This is a genomic window from Micromonospora humida, from assembly GCF_016901255.1.
Lineage (GTDB): Bacteria > Actinomycetota > Actinomycetes > Mycobacteriales > Micromonosporaceae > Micromonospora > Micromonospora wenchangensis.
Map to the genome: position 1 here is coordinate 69,982 of NZ_JAFEUC010000008.1, position 22,303 is coordinate 92,284.

17 protein-coding genes and 1 pseudogene are annotated in these 22,303 nt (G+C 71.6%); 14 read left to right on the top strand and 4 right to left on the bottom strand.

Features of this window, described 5'->3' with window-relative positions; genetic code table 11:
* The first annotated feature begins 265 nt into the window (after positions 1-265).
* The 11 genes from JQX11_RS17540 to JQX11_RS17590 all read left to right on the top strand — a co-directional run bounded on the left by JQX11_RS17540 (position 266) and on the right by JQX11_RS17590 (position 12,761).
* On the top strand, positions 266-1,444 hold the full coding sequence (locus tag JQX11_RS17540) for a hypothetical protein (RefSeq protein WP_204926042.1): 1,179 nt from the start codon (positions 266-268) through the stop codon (positions 1,442-1,444).
* Between the two features lie 273 nt (positions 1,445-1,717).
* Positions 1,718-2,878: a branched-chain amino acid ABC transporter substrate-binding protein gene (locus JQX11_RS17545; protein WP_204926043.1), complete on the top strand. Its 1,161-nt coding sequence runs from the start codon at positions 1,718-1,720 to the stop codon at positions 2,876-2,878.
* A gap of 102 nt (positions 2,879-2,980) precedes the next feature.
* A complete protein-coding gene (locus tag JQX11_RS17550) occupies positions 2,981-3,931 on the top strand; it encodes a branched-chain amino acid ABC transporter permease (RefSeq protein WP_204926044.1) in 951 nt (316 codons plus the stop codon).
* The gene (locus tag JQX11_RS17555) at positions 3,928-5,073 is read left to right on the top strand and encodes a branched-chain amino acid ABC transporter permease (RefSeq protein WP_204926045.1); all 1,146 of its coding nucleotides are present in this window, start codon (positions 3,928-3,930) and stop codon (positions 5,071-5,073) included. The genes JQX11_RS17550 and JQX11_RS17555 overlap by 4 nt, the downstream gene beginning before the upstream one ends.
* Positions 5,066-5,911 carry an ABC transporter ATP-binding protein gene (locus tag JQX11_RS17560; RefSeq protein WP_372444604.1) on the top strand — a complete coding sequence of 282 codons (846 nt, stop codon included), beginning with the start codon at positions 5,066-5,068 and terminating at the stop codon, positions 5,909-5,911. The genes JQX11_RS17555 and JQX11_RS17560 overlap by 8 nt, the downstream gene beginning before the upstream one ends.
* Positions 5,901-6,611 (top strand): ABC transporter ATP-binding protein, encoded by a 711-nt coding sequence (locus tag JQX11_RS17565; protein ID WP_204926046.1) that lies wholly within the window; start codon positions 5,901-5,903, stop codon positions 6,609-6,611. The genes JQX11_RS17560 and JQX11_RS17565 overlap by 11 nt, the downstream gene beginning before the upstream one ends.
* Before the next feature lie 30 nt (positions 6,612-6,641).
* On the top strand, positions 6,642-7,547 hold the full coding sequence (locus JQX11_RS17570; protein ID WP_204926047.1) for an ABC transporter substrate-binding protein: 906 nt from the start codon (positions 6,642-6,644) through the stop codon (positions 7,545-7,547).
* A gap of 6 nt (positions 7,548-7,553) precedes the next feature.
* Positions 7,554-8,546: an amino acid ABC transporter permease gene (locus tag JQX11_RS17575; protein WP_204926048.1), complete on the top strand. Its 993-nt coding sequence runs from the start codon at positions 7,554-7,556 to the stop codon at positions 8,544-8,546.
* Positions 8,543-9,376, top strand: a complete 834-nt coding sequence (locus tag JQX11_RS17580) for an amino acid ABC transporter ATP-binding protein (RefSeq protein WP_443673943.1) — start codon at positions 8,543-8,545, stop codon at positions 9,374-9,376. The genes JQX11_RS17575 and JQX11_RS17580 overlap by 4 nt, the downstream gene beginning before the upstream one ends.
* 72 nt (positions 9,377-9,448) lie before the next feature.
* A complete protein-coding gene (gene polA, locus JQX11_RS17585) occupies positions 9,449-12,157 on the top strand; it encodes a DNA polymerase I (protein ID WP_204926049.1) in 2,709 nt (902 codons plus the stop codon).
* Between the two features lie 43 nt (positions 12,158-12,200).
* Complete coding sequence (locus JQX11_RS17590) at positions 12,201-12,761, top strand: isochorismatase family protein (RefSeq protein ID WP_204926050.1); 561 nt, start codon at positions 12,201-12,203, stop codon at positions 12,759-12,761.
* Positions 12,762-12,778: 17 nt separating this feature from the next.
* Here the strand turns inward: JQX11_RS17590 and JQX11_RS17595 are convergent.
* The 3 genes and pseudogenes from JQX11_RS17595 to JQX11_RS17605 form a co-directional block, all read right to left on the bottom strand.
* Positions 12,779-13,123 (bottom strand): annotated as a pseudogene (locus tag JQX11_RS17595) (DUF3140 domain-containing protein); the annotation flags it as partial.
* A gap of 163 nt (positions 13,124-13,286) precedes the next feature.
* On the bottom strand, positions 13,287-13,838 hold the full coding sequence (locus tag JQX11_RS17600) for a Uma2 family endonuclease (protein WP_204926052.1): 552 nt from the start codon (positions 13,836-13,838) through the stop codon (positions 13,287-13,289).
* 152 nt (positions 13,839-13,990) lie between these two features.
* The gene (locus JQX11_RS17605) at positions 13,991-14,800 is read right to left on the bottom strand and encodes a class I SAM-dependent methyltransferase (RefSeq protein WP_204926053.1); all 810 of its coding nucleotides are present in this window, start codon (positions 14,798-14,800) and stop codon (positions 13,991-13,993) included.
* A 386-nt stretch (positions 14,801-15,186) separates the two neighbouring features.
* Here JQX11_RS17605 and rpsA point away from each other — a divergent pair, with 386 nt between their 5' ends.
* Together rpsA and coaE are read left to right on the top strand one after the other, a co-directional pair.
* Entirely contained in the window at positions 15,187-16,683 is a 1,497-nt protein-coding gene (rpsA, locus tag JQX11_RS17610) for a 30S ribosomal protein S1 (protein WP_088643126.1), read from the top strand.
* A 357-nt stretch (positions 16,684-17,040) separates the two neighbouring features.
* The gene (gene coaE / locus JQX11_RS17615; RefSeq protein ID WP_204926054.1) at positions 17,041-18,249 is read left to right on the top strand and encodes a dephospho-CoA kinase; all 1,209 of its coding nucleotides are present in this window, start codon (positions 17,041-17,043) and stop codon (positions 18,247-18,249) included.
* A gap of 13 nt (positions 18,250-18,262) precedes the next feature.
* Here the strand turns inward: coaE and JQX11_RS17620 are convergent, their stop codons facing one another.
* Positions 18,263-19,810, bottom strand: a complete 1,548-nt coding sequence (locus tag JQX11_RS17620) for an amino acid adenylation domain-containing protein (protein ID WP_204926055.1) — start codon at positions 19,808-19,810, stop codon at positions 18,263-18,265.
* A 357-nt stretch (positions 19,811-20,167) separates the two neighbouring features.
* Between JQX11_RS17620 and uvrB the strand changes: the two genes are divergently transcribed.
* Complete coding sequence (gene uvrB, locus JQX11_RS17625; protein ID WP_204926056.1) at positions 20,168-22,276, top strand: excinuclease ABC subunit UvrB; 2,109 nt, start codon at positions 20,168-20,170, stop codon at positions 22,274-22,276.
* Positions 22,277-22,303 lie beyond the last annotated feature (27 nt).

Genomic DNA, 22,303 nt, shown 5'->3' on the forward strand with positions numbered 1-22,303 from the left:
CGGTCGACGCGGCGGCCCGCTCCGAACCGGCGGACGAATCCGCCCCGACGGTCGTCCGGTTCCGTCCTGACGTCGACCGGTGAAGGCGCGGTCCGTCACACGCCGGTGACCACCGGGAGCGACAGGGCGCACCACGGCGTACCGGTCGGCCGGTGGCCGCCGCCCCCGATCGCCCGGCTCCCGTCTCCGGACCGGTCGGGCCGGCCGCCGGTCGGGCGGCCCGACCCGCCCCCCACGGCGGGGCTCCGCTGCCTAGCATCGATGCATGTCTGCCCGGCGCGTGCTCGTGGTGTGCGCTCTGTTGGTCCTGCTGGTCGCCGGCTGCGACCGGCCCGGAACCGGAAACGACGAGGCTGGCCCGGGTGGCGGCCGGTCGGCGCCGGTCGAGCCGGCCTGGCGGGAGGCGACCCTGCCGGTGCCGCCCGGTCCGGCCGGCCGGCTGGTGCTGCGCGACGCGGTCTCCTGCGCCGGGGTCTGGTTCCTGGTCGGCGGGGTCGTCGACGCCGCCGGTGGGAGCCGCCCGGCTGCCTGGTCCAGCGCGGACGGTGCCAGCTGGGTGCCGGTGCCGGTCGCGGCCAGCACGTTCTACGGCCGGCAGCACGTGCTCTACGCGGCGGCCTGCGCCGGAGACCGGGTGGCGGCGCTGGGCGCCAAGAACGGTGGGGTGCACGGCAACCCGCGTACCGGGACCTGGGTCCGCGACGGTGCCGACCCGTTGCGGGAGGTGCCGGCGGCGTTCGAGCTGTTCGGCGGCCCCCGCGCGGTCAGCGTGGCCCGGCTGGCGGCCGGTGCCGGGGGCTGGTTGATCGCGGGTGCCCGGGCCGACGGCGCGGCGGTCTGGACGTCGCCGGACGCGGGCGGGTTCACCCTGGCCGAAGGGCTGCCGGAGCTGGCCGGCGACGCCCGGGGGCGGACGGCGGCGTACGACGCGGTGGCGCTGCCGGCGGGTTGGCTGGTGGTCGGCTCGCTGCTGCCGGCGGCTGGGTCGGCGCTGCGGCCGATCGCGTGGACCTCGGTCGACGGGCGCTCCTTTCGGCGGGCGGAGCTGCCGGTGCAGGACGGTCGGGGGCGGGCGGAGCGGGTGGTGCTGCGCGACGGCGTACCGGTGGTGGTGGGGGCGATTTCCGACGGTTTCGCCGTGTGGCGGGCCGACGACGGGGTGCGGTGGCGGCGGGTCGGCGGGTTCGGGGCGACCGGGCCGGGCGTGCTGTCGGTGGTGGGGCTGACCGTGGTGGGTGGCGCGCTAGTGGCGGTCACCGGTGACGGTGCCGGTCGCGCTGCGTGGGTGTCGACCGACGGTGGGGTGTCGTGGCGCTCCGTCCTGGTGCCGCTGACGGTGGTCGATGGCGGTGACACCGCCCTGACGGTGGCCGGCGGCGATGATCGACTGTTGCTGCTGGCCGACGACGGCAGGGGCTCCCATGCCTGGTGGGGGCGGGTTTGAGTGGCTATAGGCGGGGGTGGTTGCCGGCGGCGTCCCGCACCTTCGAATAGAAAGTGAAGATCTCTCGGAACTGACGGTTCTTACAGCGATCGTTTCGAATCCGCCACGGCGTGTAACGGTTCGATCAACCCCGCTTGCTGGGGCTTACGTCGCAGCTTCCTGGTGGGATAACGTCCCGGCCCAGACCGGCGACGACGGTCTGGTTCGTCCGCCCCCGCAAGGGCCAATAGGCAGCGGGTGGTTCGGACCATGCGACGGAGGAGGGTTCCGGCCTTGAGGCAGAAGCTCGCACGCGTGATCGGTGGAGTCGCCATGCTGGCGCTCGTCGCCGGCGGCACCGCTTGCTCCAGCGGCAGCGACGACGAGGCGTCCGGTGGAGACGGCTGCGGCAGCAAGATCGCGTTCTTCGGCGCGCTGACCGGCAGCTCGGCGGCGCTGGGCATCAACGAGAAGAACGGCGTCAAGCTCGCCGTCGAGAAATACAACAAGGAGAACGCCGACTGCAAGGTCGAGCTGTCCGAGCTCGACTCGCAGGGCAGCCCGGACCAGGCCCCCGGTCTGGCCCAGAAGGCCATCGACGACACCAAGCTCCTGGGCATCGTCGGCCCGGCCTACTCGGGTGAGTCCGAGGCCGCCGGCCCGCTGTTCAACGAGGCCGGCCTGGTCACCATCACCCCCTCCGCCACCCGTCCCAGCCTCGCCCAGCAGGGCTGGAAGACCTTCTTCCGCGCGGTCGGCAACGACCTGAGCCAGGGCCCGGCGGCCGGCACCTACATCAAGAACGTGATGAAGGCCGACAAGGTCTACGTCATCGACGACCAGTCCGCCTACGGCGCGGGCCTGGCCGACGAGGTCAAGAAGGTCCTCGGCAGCGCGGTCGTCGGCTCGGACAAGGTCCAGGGCGAGGGCAAGCAGACCGAGTTCTCCGGCGTGGTCACCAAGGTCAAGGCGGCCGGCGTCAAGGCCGTCTTCTTCGGCGGTTACTACCAGGAGGCCGGTCTGATCCGCAAGCAGCTCACCGCTGCCGGCGTCACCGCCCCGCTGGTCGTCGGTGACGGCTCCAACGACCCGGCGTACATCACCACCGCCGGTGCCGCCGCCGCCGAGGGCACCATCCTCACCTGCCCGTGCGCGCCGGCCGCCGAGGCCCGTGGCACGTTCGTCGAGGAGTTCAAGGCGCTCAACGGGGCCGACCCGGGCACCTACAGCGACACCGCCTACGACGCCGCGAACATCCTGCTCGCCGGCATCAAGGCCAAGAAGACCACCCGGGCCGACCTGCTGGAGTTCGTGAAGAGCTACAACGGCGAGGGTGTCGCGTCGAGCTACAAGTTCGTCGAGGGTGGCGAGCTGGACCCGGCGCAGGTCAAGGTGTGGGCATTCAAGGTGCAGGGCGGCAAGGTCGTCCCCGACCAGGAGATCCCGAAGTCCTGACCACGGTCGCCGAGAGCGATTGACGACAGATCGCGGGTGCGGCCGGGAGCTCGCTCCCGGCCGCACCTTCTCTTTCTCCACACCTGACGGAGCGGCCCTCCCGTGAACTTCGACGGACTGTTCTCCAACTTCGGGGAACTCACCACGACCGGCCTGACACAGGGTGCGATCTACGCCCTGGTCGCGCTCGGCTACACGCTGGTCTACGGCGTACTCAGACTCATCAACTTCGCCCACTCCGAGGTCTTCATCGCCGGCGCGTTCGCGGCCATCTGGACCTGGAACGGCTTCGGCCTCAACCAGGACTCCCAGGTCAGCGGGGTCGGCTCGATCCTGTTCTACCTGCTCGTCGCGATGATCGTCGCGGCCATCGCGTCGGCCGGCACGGCGACCGTGATCGAGCGGGTGGCGTACCGGCCGCTGCGCAAGCGCAACGCGCCGCCGTTGGCCTTCCTGATCACCGCGATCGGCGCGTCCATCGCGATCTCGGAGGCGTTCGGCATCTGGACCCGTCGGCGTCCCGAGGGGGCACCGATCCTGATCAGCCAGAAGCCGCTCTTCCACATCTTCGGGGTGCCGATCGACGGGGTGCAGTTGCTCACCCTCGGCGCCGCGCTGGTGATGATGGTCGCGCTGGACCAGTTCATCAACCGCAGCCGGGTCGGCCGGGGCATCCGGGCGGTCGCCCAGGACGCCAACACCGCCGCGCTGATGGGGGTGAACAAGGACCGGATCATCCTGATGGTCTTCATCGCCGGTGGCACCATGGCCGGCGTCGCCGGCCTGCTCTACGACGTGCGGATCCAGAGCCTGACCTACAGCGTCGGCTTCCTGCTCGGTCTCAAGGCGTTCACCGCCGCCGTACTCGGCGGCATCGGCAACCTGCGGGGCGCGCTGGTCGGCGGCCTGCTGCTGGGTGTGGTGGAGAACTACGCATCGGGGCTGTTCGGCAGCGAGTGGAAGGACTTCGCCGCCTTCGCCGTGCTGGTGGTGCTGCTGATGTTCCGGCCGACCGGTCTGCTGGGCGAATCGCTGGGAAGGGCACGGGCATGACGACGACGGTTAATCCGCCGACCCCCGAGCAGCAGCAGGGGATCGGGACACGGCTGCGGCACGGCCGCGAGGCCATCGGGCAGCGGTGGCACGACGCCCCGCGCTGGGTGCGCTGGGCGGCGCTGGTGGCGCTGATCGCGTTCTTCTACGCGCTGCCCAACAAGGAGTTCTACCAGTACCTGGGGCCGATCCCGACCACGGGCTCCAACTTCACCCAGGTGCTGTTCACCGTCTCGATCTACGTGTTGCTGGCGGTCGGGCTGAACATCGTGGTCGGCTTCGCCGGCCTGCTCGACCTCGGCTACTTCGGCTTCTTCGCCGTCGGCGCGTACACCGTGGCGGTGTTGACCTCGCCGAGCAGCAACCTCAAGACGCTCTGGCCGTGGCTGCTGGTGGTGCCGATCGCGATCGCCCTCACCATGGTCTCCGGCGTCATGCTCGGCACCCCGACGCTGCGGCTGCGCGGTGACTACCTGGCGCTGGTGACGCTCGGCTTCGCCGAGATGATCCGGATCGCGGCGGTCAGCTCCGACTTCCTCAAGGGCCAGCGGGGCTTCAACCAGATCCCGCACCCGCCCGGCAAGTACGCCGACGGCAAGCCGTTCTTCGGGGTGCTCGACGCCCGCCCGTACTACTGGCTGGTGCTCACGCTGATCATCCTGGTGGTGATCGGGGTGCGGAACCTGACCCACAGCCGGGTCGGCCGGGCCTGGATCTCGATCCGTGAGGACGAGGACGCCGCGCAGCTGATGGGCGTGCCGACGTTCAAGTTCAAGCTCTGGGCGTTCGCCTCGGGCGCGGCGATCGCCGGCCTGGCCGGTGCGCTCTTCGCCGGCAAGCAGAACTTCGTCAACTCGCAGAACTTCGAGCTGCTCAACTCGATCATCATCCTGGCCGCGGTCATCCTGGGCGGCTCGGGCAACATCGTCGGCGCGATCGTCGGCGGTGGCCTGGTGGCGTACATGATCGAGCGGTTCCGCGGCATCGAGCTGTTCGGCGTGGAGCTGTACGAGTACCGGTTCCTCTTCTTCGGCCTGGTGCTCGTGGTGATGATGATCTTCCGGCCGCAGGGCCTCATCCCGAACCGACGACGGGCGGCGGAGTTCAAGGACCGTCGCAAGGAGGTGATCGTCGGTGAGTGACACCGAACAGACCCCGGCCGTTCCGGCCCAGGCGGGCGCGCCCGCCGTCGAGACCATCCCCGGGCGGGAACCGCTGCTGGAGGTCGACCACGTCACGCTGCGCTTCGGCGGTGTGGTGGCGCTCAACGACGTCGACTTCACCCTCTACAAGGGGGAGATCCTCGGGCTGATCGGCCCGAACGGCGCCGGCAAGACCACCTGCTTCAACGCGATGACCGGTATCTACCAGCCCAGCGAGGGGCAGATCCGGTTCCGTGGCGAGAAGATCAGCGGCAAGAAGCGGCACCAGATCACCAAGATGGGCATGGCGCGGACGTTCCAGAACATCCGCCTCTTCCCGGAGATGACCGCGCTGGAGAACGTGCAGGTCGGTGCCGACGCGCACCACAAGACCAGCGTGGTCTCGGCGCTGCTGCGGCTGCCCCGGCACTGGCGCGAGGAGCGCGAGGGCCGGGAGAAGGCGGAGCGGCTGCTGGAGTTCGTCGGCATCCGGCCCCGGATGCACGAGTTCGCCCGCAACCTGTCCTACGGCGAGCAGCGCCGGCTGGAGATCGCCCGGGCCCTGGCCACCGACCCGGTGCTGCTCTGCCTGGACGAGCCGGCCGCCGGCTTCAACCCGGCGGAGAAGGAGGAGCTGCTCCAGCTCATCCGGCAGATCCGCGACACCGGCGTGACCGTGCTGCTGATCGAGCACGACATGCGCCTGGTCATGGGCGTCACCGACCGGATCGTGGTGCTGGAGTTCGGGAAGAAGATCGCCGAGGGGCTGCCCGCCGAGGTGCGGGACAACCCGAAGGTGGTCGCGGCGTACCTGGGGGTACCGGACGATGCTGCTTGAGATTGACGACGTCAGCCTGCTGTACGGGCGCATCCAGGCGCTGCACGGGATCAGCCTGACCGTGGGGGAGGGCGAGATCGTCGCCCTGATCGGCGCGAACGGCGCCGGTAAGTCCACCACCATGCGGGCGGTCTCCGGCATCCGGCCGATCGCCTCCGGAGCGATCCGCTTCGAGGGCGAGGACATCTCCAAGCTCCGGGCGGACCTGCGGGTCCGGCGGGGGCTGTGCCAGGCCCCCGAGGGTCGCGGCATCTTCCCCGGCATGACCGTGCTGGAGAACCTCGACATGGGCGCGTACACCCGGCGGGACCGGGCCGGCATCGCCCAGGACCTCAACCGGGTGCTGGAGCTGTTCCCCCGGCTGGCCGAGCGGCGCAAGCAGGCCGGCGGCACCCTCTCCGGCGGCGAGCAGCAGATGCTGGCCGTCGGCCGGGCGCTGATGAGCCGACCCAAGCTGCTGCTGCTCGACGAGCCCTCGATGGGTCTGGCCCCGATGCTGATCCAGCAGATCTTCTCCATCATCACCGAGATCAACGAGCAGGGCACCACGATCCTGCTGGTGGAGCAGAACGCGCAGCAGGCGCTCGCCCGGGCCCACCGGGCGTACGTGCTGGAGACCGGCCGCATCGTCAAGAGCGGCACCGGCGCGGAGCTGCTGCACGACCCGTCGGTCAAAGAGGCCTACCTCGGCGTGGCCTGACCGTCGCCCCCCTCGCAAAGGAGTACTGCCATGTTCCACCTCACCCCTGGTCGGCGGGCGGCGTTCGGCGTCGCCGGCGCGACCGCCCTGCTGCTCTCCCTCGCCGCCTGCGGCGAGGAGGAGAGCACCGAGCAGCCCGGCGGCGGCCCGTCGGTCAGCGCGTCGGCCGACACCTCGCTGGCCGACAAGGTCCCCGCGGCCGTCAAGGCCGACGGCAAGATCGTCGTGGGCACCGACTCGACGTACGCCCCGGCGGAGTTCCTCGACGCCGACGGCAAGACGGTGATCGGCTTCGACGTCGAGCTGTTCACCGCCGTGGCGGCCAAGCTCGGCCTCAAGGCGGAGTTCGTCTCCGCGCCGTTCGGCGACATCATCTCCGGCGTCGGCAGCGGCAAGTACGAGGTCGGCGTCTCGTCGTTCACCATCAACGACGAGCGCAAGCAGCAGGCCAACATGGTCAGCTACTTCCAGGTCGGCACCCAGTGGGTGACCAAGAAGGGCAACCCGGCCGGCGTCAAGATCGACGACGCCTGCGGCAAGAAGATCGCCGTGCAGAAGGACACCGTCCAGGTCGAGGACATCCAGAAGCGCTCCAAGACCTGCACCGACGCCGGCAAGCCGGCGATCACCGTCGAGCAGTTCCCCGGTCAGGACGCCGCGACCGCCGCGGTGGTCTCCGGCAAGGACGACGCGATGCTCGCCGACTACCCGGTCGGGGTGTACGCGGTGACCCAGTCCAACGACGCCCTCGAACTGCTCGACAAGCAGTACGAGGCGGCCCCGTACGGCTACGTGGTCGGCAAGGACCAGGCGGCGTTCGCCGAGGCGGTCCGGGACGCGACCAAGGCGCTGATCGCCGACGGGTCGTACAAGGCCGTGCTGGACAAGTGGAAGGTGGCGGACGGCGCGATCACGGACCCCGCGATCAACCCGTAACAGGTCATGGAATCCCACGACACTTCCACCGTACGGGCGCGGCCGGAGCCTCTCCGCGCCGTGCCCGTACGGCACCCGGGGCGCTGGGTCGCGGTCGCCGTGCTGGCCGTGCTGGTCGCCATGTTCGTCCACCTGCTGGTCACCAACGACGCCTTCAACTGGTCGTTCATGGTGGACAAGATGTTCCGTCCGCCGATCATCGAGGGGTTGCTGCGCGGCACGGTGCTGATGACGGTGAGCGCGATGCTCATCGGCGTCACGCTGGGCGTGGTGGTCGCGGTGATGCGGCTGTCGGACAATCCGATCCTGCGCGGGGTCGCCTGGCTCTACACCTGGTTCTTCCGGGCGGTGCCCCGGCTGGTGCTGTTGGCGGTCTTCGGCAACATCGGCATCCTGTGGAGCCGGATCGAGTTCGGGGTGCCGTTCGACACCCAGCTCGGTCAGCTCTTCGGCATCGACAACCTGCAACTGCGGCTGTTCGGTTTCTCCTCCCGGGACATCCTCACCGGCTTCATGGCCGGCCTGCTGGGGTTGGCGCTGTCCGAGGCGGCCTACATGGCCGAGATCGTCCGGGCCGGCATCCAGTCGGTCGACGAGGGGCAGACCGAGGCCGCCCAGGCGTTGGGCATGAGCCGGGGCCAACTGCTGCGCCGGGTGGTGCTGCCGCAGGCGATGCGGGTGATCATCCCGCCGACCGGCAACGAGACCATCGCGATGCTCAAGGACACCTCGCTACTGCTCTACGTGCCGGTGAGCGTGGAGCTGTTCTTCCAGCTCGACGCGGTCGGCAAGCGGACCTTCCAGATCTTCCCGATGTACGTGGCCGCCTGCCTGTGGTACCTCTTCCTGACCAGCATCCTGCTGGTCGGGCAGTACTTCCTGGAGCGGCACTTCGGCAAGGGTTACGGCCCGGCCGGCCGGGCGCGGCTGCGGTTGCGCGCGATGGCGGCGGAGACCGGTGGTGGCGGCAACTCGTCGGGGACGGTGGGTCAGGCATGAGCGAGCTGATTCCCGGCCAGCCGGGCGCGCCGGCCGCCGAGTCGCGGGCCGGTGCCCCGGCCGACGGGTCCGGGCTGATGGTCCGGGCCGAGCAGGTGCACAAGTCGTTCGGGTCGCTGGAGGTGCTCAAGGGCATCGACCTTCAGGTCCGGTCGGGCGAGGTGTGCTGCCTGCTGGGGCCGTCCGGTTCCGGCAAGTCGACCTTCCTGCGCTGCATCAACCACCTGGAGAAGATCAACGCCGGGTCGATCCGGGTGGACGGCGAGCTGATCGGCTACCGGGAACGCGGCGGCCGGCTGCACGAGATGCGGGAGAAGGAGGTGGCCGCGCAGCGCCGTTCGATAGGCATGGTGTTCCAGCGGTTCAACCTCTTCCCGCACATGACGGTGCTGGGCAACGTGACCGAGGCCCCGGTGCTGCTGGGCCGGGAGAAGAAGGCGGCGGCCCGGGAACGGGCCGCGCAGCTGCTGGAGCGGGTGGGGTTGGGCGACAAGCTCGGCGCGTACCCCGGTCAGCTCTCCGGCGGGCAGCAGCAGCGGGTGGCGATCGCCCGCGCGTTGGCGATGCGGCCGAAGCTGATGCTCTTCGACGAGCCGACCAGCGCGCTCGACCCGGAGCTGGTCGGCGAGGTCCTGGACGTGATGAAGGACCTGGCCCGGGACGGGATGACCATGATCGTGGTGACCCACGAGATCGGTTTCGCCCGGGAGGTCGGCGACACGCTGGTCTTCATGGACGGCGGCGTGGTCGTCGAGTCCGGCGACCCGCGCGAGGTGATCGCCAACCCGCGGCACGAGCGGACCAGGACGTTCCTCGCCAAGGTGCTCTGAGACCCGGGCCACCCCCGGCGTCGGCCGTGCCGCCGCCGGGGGTTGTCGGGGGCACGGACTAGAGTCGCTGCCGTGACAGCTACGACGCCGCGCCTGCTCCTCGTCGACGGACATTCCCTGGCATACCGGGCGTTCTTCGCCCTGCCGGTGGAGAACTTCTCCACCACGACCGGGCAGCCGACCAACGCGGTCTACGGCTTCACCTCGATGCTGATCAACGTGCTCCGCGACGAGCAGCCCACCCACATCGTGGTCGCCTTCGACGTCTCCCGCCGCTCCTTCCGCACCGAGAAGTACGCGGAGTACAAGGCCGGCCGCAGCGAGACCCCGGCCGACTTCAAGGGCCAGGTCAGCCTGGTCAAGGAGGTCCTCGACGCGCTGCGCATCCCGGTCGTCGAGCGGGAGGGCTACGAGGCCGACGACGTCATCGCCACCCTCGCCTGCCAGGCCCGCGACCAGGGCATGCAGGTGCTGATCAGCACCGGCGACCGGGACGCCTTCCAGCTCGTCGGCGAGGCCGTGACCGTGCTCTACCCGCGCAAGGGCGTCTCCGACCTGGCCCGGATGGACCCGGCGGCGATCGAGGCGAAGTACGGCGTCGGCCCGCAGCGCTACCGCGACCTGGCCGCCCTCGTCGGCGAGACCAGCGACAACCTGCCCGGCATCCCCGGCGTCGGCCCGAAGACGGCCGCCAAGTGGATCAACACCTACGGCGGGGTCGAGGGCGTGATCGCCCATGCCGACGAGATCAAGGGCAAGGCCGGCGACAGCCTGCGCGAGCGGCTCGCCGACGTGATCCGCAACTACGAGATCAACTGCCTGGTCTCCGACCTGGAGCTGCCGATCCGCCCCGAGGACGCCCGCTGGCAGGGCTGGGACCGGGAGGCCGTGCACCAGGTCTTCGACACCCTCCAGTTCCGGATCCTGCGCGACCGGCTGTACCAGTACCTGGAGGCGGTGGAGCCGGAGGCCGAGGCCGGCTTCGACCTGGCCGGCGAACGGCTCACCGAGTCCGGCGCGCTCGTCGACTGGCTGGCCGCGCACGTCTCCGCCGGCACCCAGGTCGGCGTCGCGGTGAAGACCCCGGCCAAGCCGAAGGACCCCCGCGAGCGCTACGAGCCGCAGCTCGAAGCGCTGGCCCTCGCGCTGGCCAGCGGTCCGGCCGCGTGGCTCGACCCGGCGTCGCTGGCCGAGGCCGACGAACGGGCCCTGGCCGACTGGCTGGCCGACCCCGGGCAGCCCAAGGTGCTGCACGACAGCAAGCACGCCCGGCTGGCGTTCGCCGCGCGGGGCTGGTCCCTGGCCGGCGTCGCCCGGGACACCGAGCTGGCCGCCTACCTGGCCCGTCCCGACCAGCGCTCCTACGACCTGACCGACCTGGCGCTGCGCTACCTGCACCGCGAGCTGCGGGTCGACGCGCCGGAGACCGGTCAGCTCACCTTCGACGGGCTCGGCGACGACGGCGAGGCCGAACAGAACCTGATGCTCCAGGCGCGGGCCACCCTCGACCTGGCCGACGCGATCGACGCCGAGCTGTCCCGCGACGGTGAGCAGTCCGCCCGGCTGATGGCCGAGGTGGAGCTGCCCCTGTCCGAGGTGCTGGCCGGGATGCAGCGTGTCGGCATCGGCGCCGACCTGGACTACCTCCAGGAGTTGGAGGCGCACTTCGCGGGCGAGGTGAAGTCCGCCGCCCAGGGCGCGTACGCCGCCGTGGGGCGGGAGTTCAACCTCGGCTCGCCCAAGCAGCTCCAGGAGCTGCTCTTCGGGGAGCTGGGGCTGCCCAAGACCAAGAAGATCAAGACCGGTTACACCACCGACGCCGACGCGCTCCAGTGGCTCTACGCCCAGAACCCGCACCCGGTGCTGGAGCACCTGCTGCGCCACCGGGACGTGGCGAAGCTCAAGACCACCGTCGACGGCCTGCTCAAGTCGGTCGCCGACGACGGGCGCATCCACACCACGTTCAAGCAGACCGTGGCGGCCACCGGTCGGCTCTCCTCCACCGACCCCAACCTCCAGAACATCCCGATCCGCACCGAGGAGGGCCGGCGCATCCGCCGGGCGTTCGTGGTGGGCGACGGCTACCAGACCCTACTCACCGCCGACTACAGCCAGATCGAGATGCGGATCATGGCGCACCTGTCGTTGGACGAGGCGCTGATCGAGGCGTTCAACTCCGGCCACGACTTCCACGCCGCGACCGCGTCGTCGGTCTTCGCCGTCGGGGTCGGCGAGGTCACCGCCGACCAGCGTCGCAAGATCAAGGCGATGAACTACGGCCTGGCGTACGGCCTGAGCGCCTTCGGCCTGTCCCAGCAGCTCGGCATCACCGCCGACGAGGCCCGGGGGCTGATGGAGAACTACTTCGCCGGCTTCGGCGGGGTGCGCGACTACCTGCACGAGGTGGTGGCCCGCGCCCGCCAGGACGGCTACACCTCCACCGTCCTGGGTCGCCGCCGCTACCTGCCCGACCTGGTCAGCGACAACCGGCAGCGCCGGGACATGGCCGAGCGGATGGCGCTCAACGCCCCCATCCAGGGCTCGGCGGCCGACATCATCAAGGTCGCCATGCTGCGCGTCGACACCGCGCTGCGCGACGCCGGGCTGCGGTCCCGGATGCTGCTCCAGGTGCACGACGAGCTGGTCTTCGAGGTCGCCCCCGACGAGCGGGAGGCGTTGGAGACGCTGGTCCGGCAGGAGATGGGGGCGGCGTACCCGCTGTCAGTGCCGCTGGAGGTCTCCGTCGGCGTCGGCCGGGACTGGAACAGCGCCGACCACTAGCCAGCCTCCGCACTCCACCGCACCGGCCCGACCAGGGGGAGCCATGAGCACACTCGCCGACCGACCGCACCCCGCACTACTCGTCGTCGACGTGCAGAACGGGGTCGTCGCCGGGGCGTACCGGCGTGACGACGTGGTCGCCAACGTGGCCGACCTGGTGCGGCGGGCCCGCCAGGAGGGGGTGCCCGTCGTCTGGGTGCAGCACTCCGACGCCCGCCTCGTCCGGGGCGGGGACGACTGGCGGATCGTCCCCGAGCTGGTCCCGGCCGACGCCGAACCGCTTGTCGAGAAGCTCTACGGCGACTCCTTCGAGGACACCGAGCTGGAGTCGGTGCTGGCCGGGCTGCGCGTCGGGCGGCTCCTGGTGGTCGGTGCGCAGACCGACGCCTGCGTCCGGTCGACCCTGCACGGCGCGTTCGTCCGGGGCTACGACACCACGCTGGTCAGCGACGCCCACACCACCCAGGACCGCACGCGGTGGGGCGCGCCGCCACCCGAGCAGGTCGTCGCGCACACCAACCTCTACTGGACGCACCAGGAGGCCCCGGGGCGCACGGCGGGCACGGTCGCGACGAAGGACGTCGACTTCGCCACCACGGCCTGACCCCACCCCGCACGTCAGCGCAGCGGGTCGTGACCCCAGTTCATCAGCGACCAGCGCCACTTCGTGTCCCGGACGTCGCCGGCCGGTCGCTGCGCCAGGTGCCGGTGCACGTAGCCGATCACCGTGCGCATGTGCCGGTAGTCGGCGGCGGACAACTCGGCCCGCTTACGGCGTAGCAGGTCGACGATCCGGCGGCCCGACGAGTGCCCCACCGACTCGCCGCCACCGGACCGGCCACCCTTGTGCCAGCCGACCTGTTTGGACTCGGGCGTCTGCAACCAGGACGACAGCTCCCCGGGTTTCATGTTCACCGCCTCGGTGAACTCCCGGTAGGTCTGCTGCGGGTCGTCAGCGCGGCTCACGGCGCAACACCTCCGGCCCGGGGAGCGCGACCGCTGTGACTGGCACGGGAGGCGTGGTCACCCTGTCGAAACCGCTGCTCGGCCATGGCCGCCGGGTACCCGGCGACGCTCCCCGGAAACGGGCGCTGCCCGGAAACACCGGCCCGACGGCCACCGGGCCGGGCTACGGGGTGATCTCGGCGATCGGCAGCTTGATGTCGAACGGTTCGGTCAGCTCGATCAGCTCGGCGCTGTCGGCGACCAACTCGTACTGCCGCTCCCCGCCGGGGCCGACCCGATCGCCGATCCGGTACGCGTAGAGGTGCACCGGGTCCTGCTCGACGCGCCAGTAGAACGGGATGCCGGCGGCAGCGTACTCACCGGGTTTGGCGAACCGGTCCACCCGTCGGGTGCCGGGCGAGACGATCTCCACCGCGAGCACGACGTCGGAAGGGCGCAGGCGGAACCGGTCGGCCGGCACCTCGGCCCGGTAGAGCAGCACGTCCGGCTGACGGCTGGTGTTGGGGCTCAACCCGACCCCGACCGCCTGGGCGACCCGCAGACGGTCGGGCACCCGGCTGTGCAGCCACAACCACAGCAGGCTGGAGATGTTCTGATGGCCCAGGGTGGGGGAGGGTGTCACCTGGATCACTCCGTCGACGAGTTCGACGCGGGGGGCGTCGTCCGGCAGGGCGAGCAGATCCTCCAGCGTGTAGTCGGCACGCTGCTGCCGCATCGGGTCCGGACACCAGGGGCCAGGTGATGTCGGGATGGGCTCGGCGCTCATGACGGCAGCTTACCGCCGGGAACGGGGCGTCAGGGCGCACCAGCGGTGCGACGGTGGCCGTTCGGTGCAGTGGAACGCCGGCCGGTCAGGTGCCTGTCTGGTCAGGTGGCGGCCGGTTTCTCGGTGACGAAGATGGCGGTGCCGGGGAAGAGCCGCCCGCGCAGCGGGCTCCACTGCCCCCAGGTCTCCCGGTGGCCGGCCGGCCACTCCGGCTCCACCAGGTCGACCAGGCGGAAGCCGGCACCGACCAGTTCGCGGATCCGGTCGCCGAGGGTCCGGTGCTGCTCCACGTAGCTGGCCACCCCCCGCTCGTCCTGCTCGACGTAGGGGGAGCGGTCGAAGTACGAGTGCACGGCGGTCAGCCCGCCCTCACCGGGGTCGTCGAGGAAGACCCAGCGCATCGGGTGGGTCACCGAGAACACCCAGCGTCCGCCGGGGCGCAGCACCCGGTGCACCTCGGCCATCAGGGCGGCCGAGTCGGCGACGAACGGGATCGCCCCGAACGCCGTGCAGGCGATGTCGAACGACGCCCCGGCGAACGGCAGGGCCAGCGCGTCGGCCTGCACCAGCGGCACGCGTACCCCGCTGGTGCCGGCGGCGCGGGCGGCGTGCCGCAGCATGCCGGCGGAGAGGTCGAAGGCGACCGGCTCGGCCCCCTGGGTGGCCAGCCAGCGGGCGCAGGACGCCGCGCCGCAGCCGACCTCCAGCACCCGCCGCCCGGCCAGCTCGCCGAGCAGCCGCGCCTCGGACTCGCGCAGCCCCTCCGGGCACCAGCGGAAGTCCACCTCGCCCAGGAATGCGCCGTGCTCGGCCTGGTAGTCGTCGGCATCGGCGTCCCACCAGCCGCGGTTGGCCCGTCGTGCCTCGGTGTCGCCCACCCGGCGTCGGATCACCCGCTCGTCGTCGTCCACCCGTTCACGCTAGGCCCTGCGGTGGTGCCGTCCGCCGGACCCCGCCGTGCGCGGCGCGGCGCGCGGCCGTACGCTGTCGGTCCCGTGGGGTGGATGTGACGGATGAGACACCGGAGGTGCTTTCCCACCGAAATCTCCGCTTTCGCAGCAGACGAGGTCGTGAGGACCCGGGAGGGCTTGCACGCTGTGGTAATGCAGCGGGTAGGCTAGACGATGCGCTCGTGGATCGTGTACCTCGGCAGGGAGCAGGTGCGCGGTCACCGGAGCACCGATGATCCTCTTCTGGCGATCGTCAGGTGGGGACGGTGGCGGATCCGCTGGCGCGAACGGGTCACTGCGACACCACGCCTGCTGTGACAACCCATCCGACCGGAGCAACCGCCCACATGACGAGCAGCATCGAGGCCCCCTCGAGCGCCACCCGGGTCACCCACGACGATCTCGGTTCCGAGGAGGCTTTCCTCGCCGCGATCGACGAGACCATCAAGTACTTCAACGACGGCGACATTGTCGAAGGCACCGTCGTCAAGGTCGATCGGGACGAGGTCCTGCTCGACATCGGCTACAAGACCGAGGGTGTCATCCCCTCGCGGGAGTTGTCGATCAAGCACGACGTGGACCCCGCCGAGGTCGTCTCGGTCGGTGACCACATCGAGGCCCTGGTCCTCCAGAAGGAGGACAAGGAGGGTCGGCTGATCCTCTCCAAGAAGCGGGCGCAGTACGAGCGGGCCTGGGGCACGATCGAGAAGATCAAGGACGAGGACGGTGTCGTCCGCGGCTCGGTCATCGAGGTCGTCAAGGGTGGTCTCATCCTCGACATCGGCCTGCGCGGCTTCCTGCCCGCGTCGCTGGTCGAGATGCGGCGGGTGCGTGACCTGCAGCCGTACGTCGGCCGTGAGCTCGAAGCCAAGATCATCGAGCTGGACAAGAACCGCAACAACGTGGTCCTGTCCCGCCGGGCCTGGCTGGAGCAGACGCAGTCCGAGGTGCGCACCGAGTTCCTCAACAAGCTCCAGAAGGGGCAGGTCCGCAAGGGCGTCGTCTCCTCGATCGTCAACTTCGGCGCGTTCGTCGACCTGGGCGGCGTGGACGGCCTGGTGCACGTCTCCGAGCTGTCCTGGAAGCACATCGACCACCCGTCCGAGGTCGTCGAGGTGGGCCAGGAGGTCGAGGTCGAGGTCCTGGACGTCGACCTGGACCGCGAGCGGGTCTCGCTGTCGCTGAAGGCGACCCAGGAGGACCCGTGGCGGCAGTTCGCCCGCACCCACGCGATCCAGCAGATCGTGCCGGGTAAGGTCACCAAGCTGGTCCCGTTCGGCGCGTTCGTCCGGGTCGACGACGGCATCGAGGGCCTGGTCCACATCTCCGAGCTGGCCGAGCGCCACGTGGAGATCCCGGAGCAGGTCGTCCAGGTGGGCTCCGAGGTCATGGTCAAGGTCATCGACATCGACCTGGAGCGTCGCCGGATCTCGCTGTCGCTCAAGCAGGCCAACGAGGGCTTCGTCGAGGGCGAGGAGCACTTCGACCCGACCCTCTACGGCATGGCTGCGACGTACGACAACGAGGGCAACTACATCTACCCGGAGGGCTTCGACCCGGAGACGGGCGAGTGGCTCGAGGGGTACGACAAGCAGCGCGAGACCTGGGAGAACCAGTACGCCGAGGCGCGTCAGCGCTGGGAGGCCCACACCAAGCAGGTGCAGACCTCCCGGGCCGCCGACGCCGAGGCCGCTGCGAACCCGGCCCCGCCGGTCGCCACCGGTGGCACCACCACCTCGACCAGCTCGTCGGCCCCGAGCCGGCAGGCCGAGGAGCCGGCCGGCACCCTGGCCACCGACGAGGCGCTCGCCGCGCTGCGGGAGAAGCTCGCCGGCGGCAAGTGAGCCGGAGGCTGGCTCCCACCGGGTACGACGTCTGACGTCGTACCCGGGCGCGGGTAGCCGCTGACACACCGGAGCCCCGTCCCCGATCCGCCACGCGGACCGGGGACGGGGCTCCGTGCTGTCCGGGTGTCTCCGCTCCCGTCCCGCGACGGGGATGATCGACTCAGGGGTGGCGATATTGCGGTCTCACCGGTGCCGGATACCGCTACCTGGCCGACTGTGCGCGACGACCCGGGCGGGCGAGCCGGGCGGGGCGGCCCCGGGCGGAACGACCCCGGGCGCACCGGGCCGGTTCGGCGTGGTGGTGTCGGGTGGGGCGGTGTGGTGGGGTGGGCGGCGATCCGGTTGACTGGGTCGGTGCTGAGGGTGGGGTTGACCGGTGGCATCGGGTCCGGCAAGAGCGCCGTGGCGGCCCGGCTGGCCGAGCGGGGCGCGGTGATCGTCGACTCCGACCGGATAGCCCGGGAGGTGGTGGCACCGGGCACCGAGGGGCTGGCCGCGATCGTCGCCGCCTTCTCCGACCGGGTGCTGACCGCCGACGGGGCACTGGACCGGGCGGCGCTGGGCGCGCTGGTCTTCGCCGACGTGACCGCCCGTCGCCGGCTTGAGGAGATCACCCACCCCCGGGTACGCGCCCGCTCCGCCGAGCTGTTCGCCGCGGCACCCGCCGACGCGGTGGTGGTCAACGACGTACCGCTGCTGGTGGAGGTGGGGCTCGCGCCGACGTACCACCTGGTGGTGGTGGTGCGGACGGCCGTGGCCACCCGGCTGGAGCGGTTGACGCGGACCCGGGGGATGAGCCGTGCGGAGGCCGAGCGGCGGATCGCCGCGCAGGCCGACGACGCCCGTCGTGGCGCGGCGGCCGACGTGGTGCTCGACAACGACGGCGGCCTCGACGAGCTGCACGCCGCCGTGGACGCCCTCTGGTCGGCACGCCTGGTGCCCTACGAACGCAACGTGCGGGAACAGCGGGTCGCCCCGGGCCGGCCGGCGGTGCCGACCGCGCCTGACCCGACCTGGCCGCAGCAGTACGCCCGGCTCGCCGCCCGGATCCGGCACGCGCTGGCCCCCGACGACCTGCGGATCGACCATGTCGGTCCCACCGCTGTCCCCGGGCTGGCCGGGCCGGACGTCATCGACGTGCAGGTGACCGTGCCGTCGATGGCCGAGGCGGACGGTCCGTTGGCGGGCCGGCTCGCCGACGCCGGCTTCCCGAGGGTGCCCGGCGTACGGGGGGACCGCCCCCGCTGGGTGGGTCGCGACGCCGGGACGGGTGGGGGCGGTGACGAGGGCTGGGAGCAGCGGCTGCACGGCAGCGCCGATCCGGGCCGCCCGGTCGCCGTGCACCTGCGGGTGGCGGGCTCGGCCGGCTGGCGGCACGCCCTGCTGATGCGTGACCACCTGCGTGCCGATCCCGATCGACGGGCGGCGTACCCGGCGGTGCAGCGGGAGCTGGCGGCGTCGGCACCGGACGGCGGAGGGTCCGGCACCGCCCACGACCCGTGGTTCGCCGAGGAACACCTGCGGGCGCAGGACTGGGCGGCGCGGAGCGGCTGGCGGCCCTGACCGTCCTGCCGGGTCAACCGCGCGGCGTGGGCGGGGACGGCTTCCGGTGCGCGGGGACGATCCCCGCCGGCAGGGGGCCGGGGGTCAGCTCCAGTTGTGCCCACACCCCGCCGGTGGTGCGCAGCTCCAACCGGTGCAGGAAGCCGGAACGGTCCAGCCAGTACCGCAGCCGCTGGCCCTGGCGGCGTACCTCGAACACGTCCACCGGGCGGCCGGCCCGTCGGTCGCTGCGGACGTGCACCGTGGTGGCGTCCGGGGCCGGTCCTGCGGCCCGCACCGCCGCGTCGAGCAGTGCGTCCAACTCGTCGACCGGCTGGCCCGCGAGCCGCCAGCCGGCCCCGGTCGGCAGCGGCAGCGGCGGCGTCGCCGACGGGCCGGCGGCCGCGGTGTGCGGTCCGACCGGTACGTCCGCCCGGGCGAAGCCGGCCCGGTCCCGATGTCGCAGCGTCCGGCGGCCGAGGGTGTCCAGTTCGGCGACGGACAGGTAGGCGACGCCGGCCGACCAGCTCAGCCAGCCGCCGCCGCGCAGGTTGGCGGCGCTGCCGAGGGGTGCGGACACGGTGACTGCCGCGCTCCCGGTCCCGGCGCGCAGCCGGGTGGCGAGCCGGCCCAGCCGGGCGGTCTCCTCGTCGGTGGCGGCGCGGGGCAGTCCGGGCCGACCGCCGAGCGCGTCGACGGGCCAGGGTGTCGGCCGGTCGACCCGGTCCAGGTCCACCGTGATCGGGGTGCCGTCGGTGAGCCGACCCGACCAGCGGCGCAGCCGCGCGTCGCGGTCCACCCACCAGCGGGGGTCGGCGTCGTCGGCCGGCCGCCCGTCCGGCGCGGTGGCGGCGGATGTGGTGGTGACGGGTGTGGTGGTGGATGCGGTGGCGGCGGATGCTGGGGGCGGCCACAGCGCCGCCTGGAGGATGTCGACCGGGTCGCCGCCGAGGGTCTCCCGGCCGAGCCACCGGCCGGCACCGGCACGTAGCGGTGCGGCGGGTGCGGGCCGGTCCGCGGCGAGCGCGAAGAGCACGGTGAGCGCCCCGGCGACCCCCCGCCCGGGTGGCGGGTTCCGCAGCCGCCAGCGGTCACCGGGCGGCACCAGGGGTGGCCGGGCCGGGGTCACGATCGCGGCGGGGTCGGGGCGCTGCACCACCGCCGACGGGGTGGCCTGCACCAGGCCCCGGTCCTGGCCGGCTCCCGGGCCGCCGACGTCGAGGTAGGCCAGCGGGCGGGACCAGTCGACCCAGCCGACCAGGTCGGTGCGGCCGGCCCCGGTGCCGACGGCCACCCGTACGCCGGCCCGGACGTCCCGGTAGGTGCCGACCCGGACGGCGGCGAGCCGCTCGGCCTCCTCGTCGGTGAGCGCCCGCGTCGTGGCGGTCGGGGCCTGTGTGCCGGCGAGCAGGCCGGCCACGAGGGTGGCGGCGGCGGTGACGGCGACCACGACCAGGGCGACCAGGGTGATCCGCCGCCGGCCCGCCGGGCCCTGGGCCGCGGCGTGGCGGTGGTGGCCGGCGCGGCGGCGGCCCGGACCGGCTCCCGGTGGGCGTGGTGGCTGGTCGGGCGAGGTGTCCACGTGTGGTTGAACGGGCCGGCCGGGGCGGAGTGACGCCGGCGGGGGTGCCGGGACGCGGCCCGGGGGTGCCGGCGGCCGGGGGAGACAGGTGCAGGGGCGCTCGCGGCGGCCGGTCTGCGCCAGGGGCGCGACCACGCGGGATGCGCACGCCGGTGATGTCCGGGTGCTGCGACCCCAGGTGCCGGGCGGTGGGAGCCTGTCGAGGGCCCGGCCACCGCCGCGGTCGGCCGCCGCGAGCGGCCTACGGTGTCCAGGCTAGCCGGCTGCGATGTGGGCCACAATGGCAATATCGAAGCTGATCACCGGCTGTCCGGCGATCGCGGGGAAGTGTCGGACCTGCGGCGTACCGTGGGGACCATGGCGCTCGACATTCCCCGGCTCGATGGTCGCTTCCAGGTCGTCAGTGAGTTCCAACCGGCCGGCGACCAACCGGCTGCCATCGATGATCTTGAGCGTCGGGTCCGGCGCGGCGATCGTAACACCGTGCTGCTCGGGGCCACCGGCACCGGCAAGAGCGCCACCACGGCGTGGCTGGTCGAGCGGCTGCAACGGCCGACCCTGGTGCTCGCCCCCAACAAGACCCTCGCCGCCCAGCTCGCCAAGGAGTTCAGCGAGCTGCTCCCGCACAACTCGGTCGAGTATTTCGTCTCCTACTACGACTACTACCAGCCCGAGGCGTACATCCCGCAGACCGACACCTACATCGAGAAGGACTCCTCGATCAACGAGGAGGTCGAGCGGCTGCGGCACAAGGCGACCATGTCGCTGCTCACCCGGCGGGACACGATCGTGGTGGCGACCGTCTCGGCCATCTACGGCCTGGGCACCCCGGAGGAGTACCTCGACCGGGCCGTGCGGGTCGTCGTCGGGCAGGAACTCGACCGCGACCAGTTGCTGCGCCGCCTGGTCGACATCCAGTACACCCGCAACGACATGGCCTTCCAGCGGGGCACGTTCCGGGTCCGGGGCGACACGCTGGAGATCATCCCGGCATACGAGGAGCTGGCCGTCCGGATCGAGCTGTTCGGTGACGAGGTGGAGAAGCTCTACTACCTCAACCCGCTCACCGGCGACGTGGTCAAGGAGGTCGACAATCTGTTGATCTTCCCGGCCACCCACTACGCGGCCGGCCCGCAGCGGATGGAGCGGGCCACCCGGGACATCGAGGCCGAGCTGGGGGAGCGGCTGGCCGAGCTGGAACGGCAGGGCAAGCTGCTGGAGGCGCAGCGGCTGCGGATGCGCACCACCTACGACCTGGAGATGATGCGGCAGGTCGGCTTCTGCTCCGGCATCGAGAACTACTCGATGCACATCGACGGCCGGCTGCCCGGCAGTCCGCCGCACTGCCTGCTCGACTACTTCCCCGACGACTTCCTCACCGTGGTCGACGAGTCGCACGTCACCATCCCGCAGATCGGCGGCATGTTCGAGGGCGACGCCTCGCGTAAGCGGATGCTCATCGACCACGGGTTCCGGCTGCCCAGCGCCGCCGACAACCGGCCGCTGCGCTTCGACGAGTTCCTGGAGCGGGTCGGCCAGATGGTCTTCCTCTCCGCCACCCCCGGCCCGTGGGAGCTGGAGCAGGCCCAGGGCGAGTTCGTCGAGCAGGTCATCCGCCCCACCGGTCTGATCGACCCGGAGGTCGTGATCAAACCGACCAAGGGGCAGATCGACGACCTGATGCACGAGATCAAGCTGCGCACCGAGCGCGACGAGCGGGTGCTGGTCACCACGCTGACCAAGAAGATGGCCGAGGACCTGTCCGACTACCTGCTGGAGAACGGCATCCGGGTGCGTTACCTGCACTCCGAGGTCGACACCCTGCGCCGGGTGGAGCTGCTGCGCGAGCTGCGCAAGGGCGACTACGACGTGCTGGTCGGCATCAACCTGCTGCGGGAGGGTCTCGACCTGCCCGAGGTCTCCCTGGTGGCGATCCTCGACGCCGACAAGGAGGGCTTCCTGCGCAGCGGCCGGTCGCTGATCCAGACCATCGGCCGGGCCGCCCGTAACGTCTCGGGTCAGGTCCACATGTACGCCGACAAGATCACCCCCTCGATGGCGTCGGCGATCGACGAGACCAACCGTCGCCGGGCCAAGCAGATCGCGCACAACGAGGCGCACGGGATCAGCCCCGAGCCGCTGCGCAAGAAGATCCACGACATCCTCGACGACATCTACCGGGAGGCGGAGGACACCGAGAGCGCCCGGGTCGGCGGGGCCGCCCGGCAACTGTCCCGGGGCAAGGCCCCGGTCAAGGAGACCCGCAGTCGCGGTCGGGCCACCGCCGGCACGCCGTCGCGGGAGGGGATGGCCCGGGCCGACCTGGCACAGCTCATCCAGGAGCTCAACGACCAGATGCTCGCCGCCGCCCGGGAGTTGCAGTTCGAGCTGGCCGCGCGGATCCGCGACGAGGTTGCCGACCTCAAGAAGGAACTGCGGGGGATGGACGCCGCCGGGGTGAAGTGACGGGCGGGCCGGTGCTGGACGAGGTGT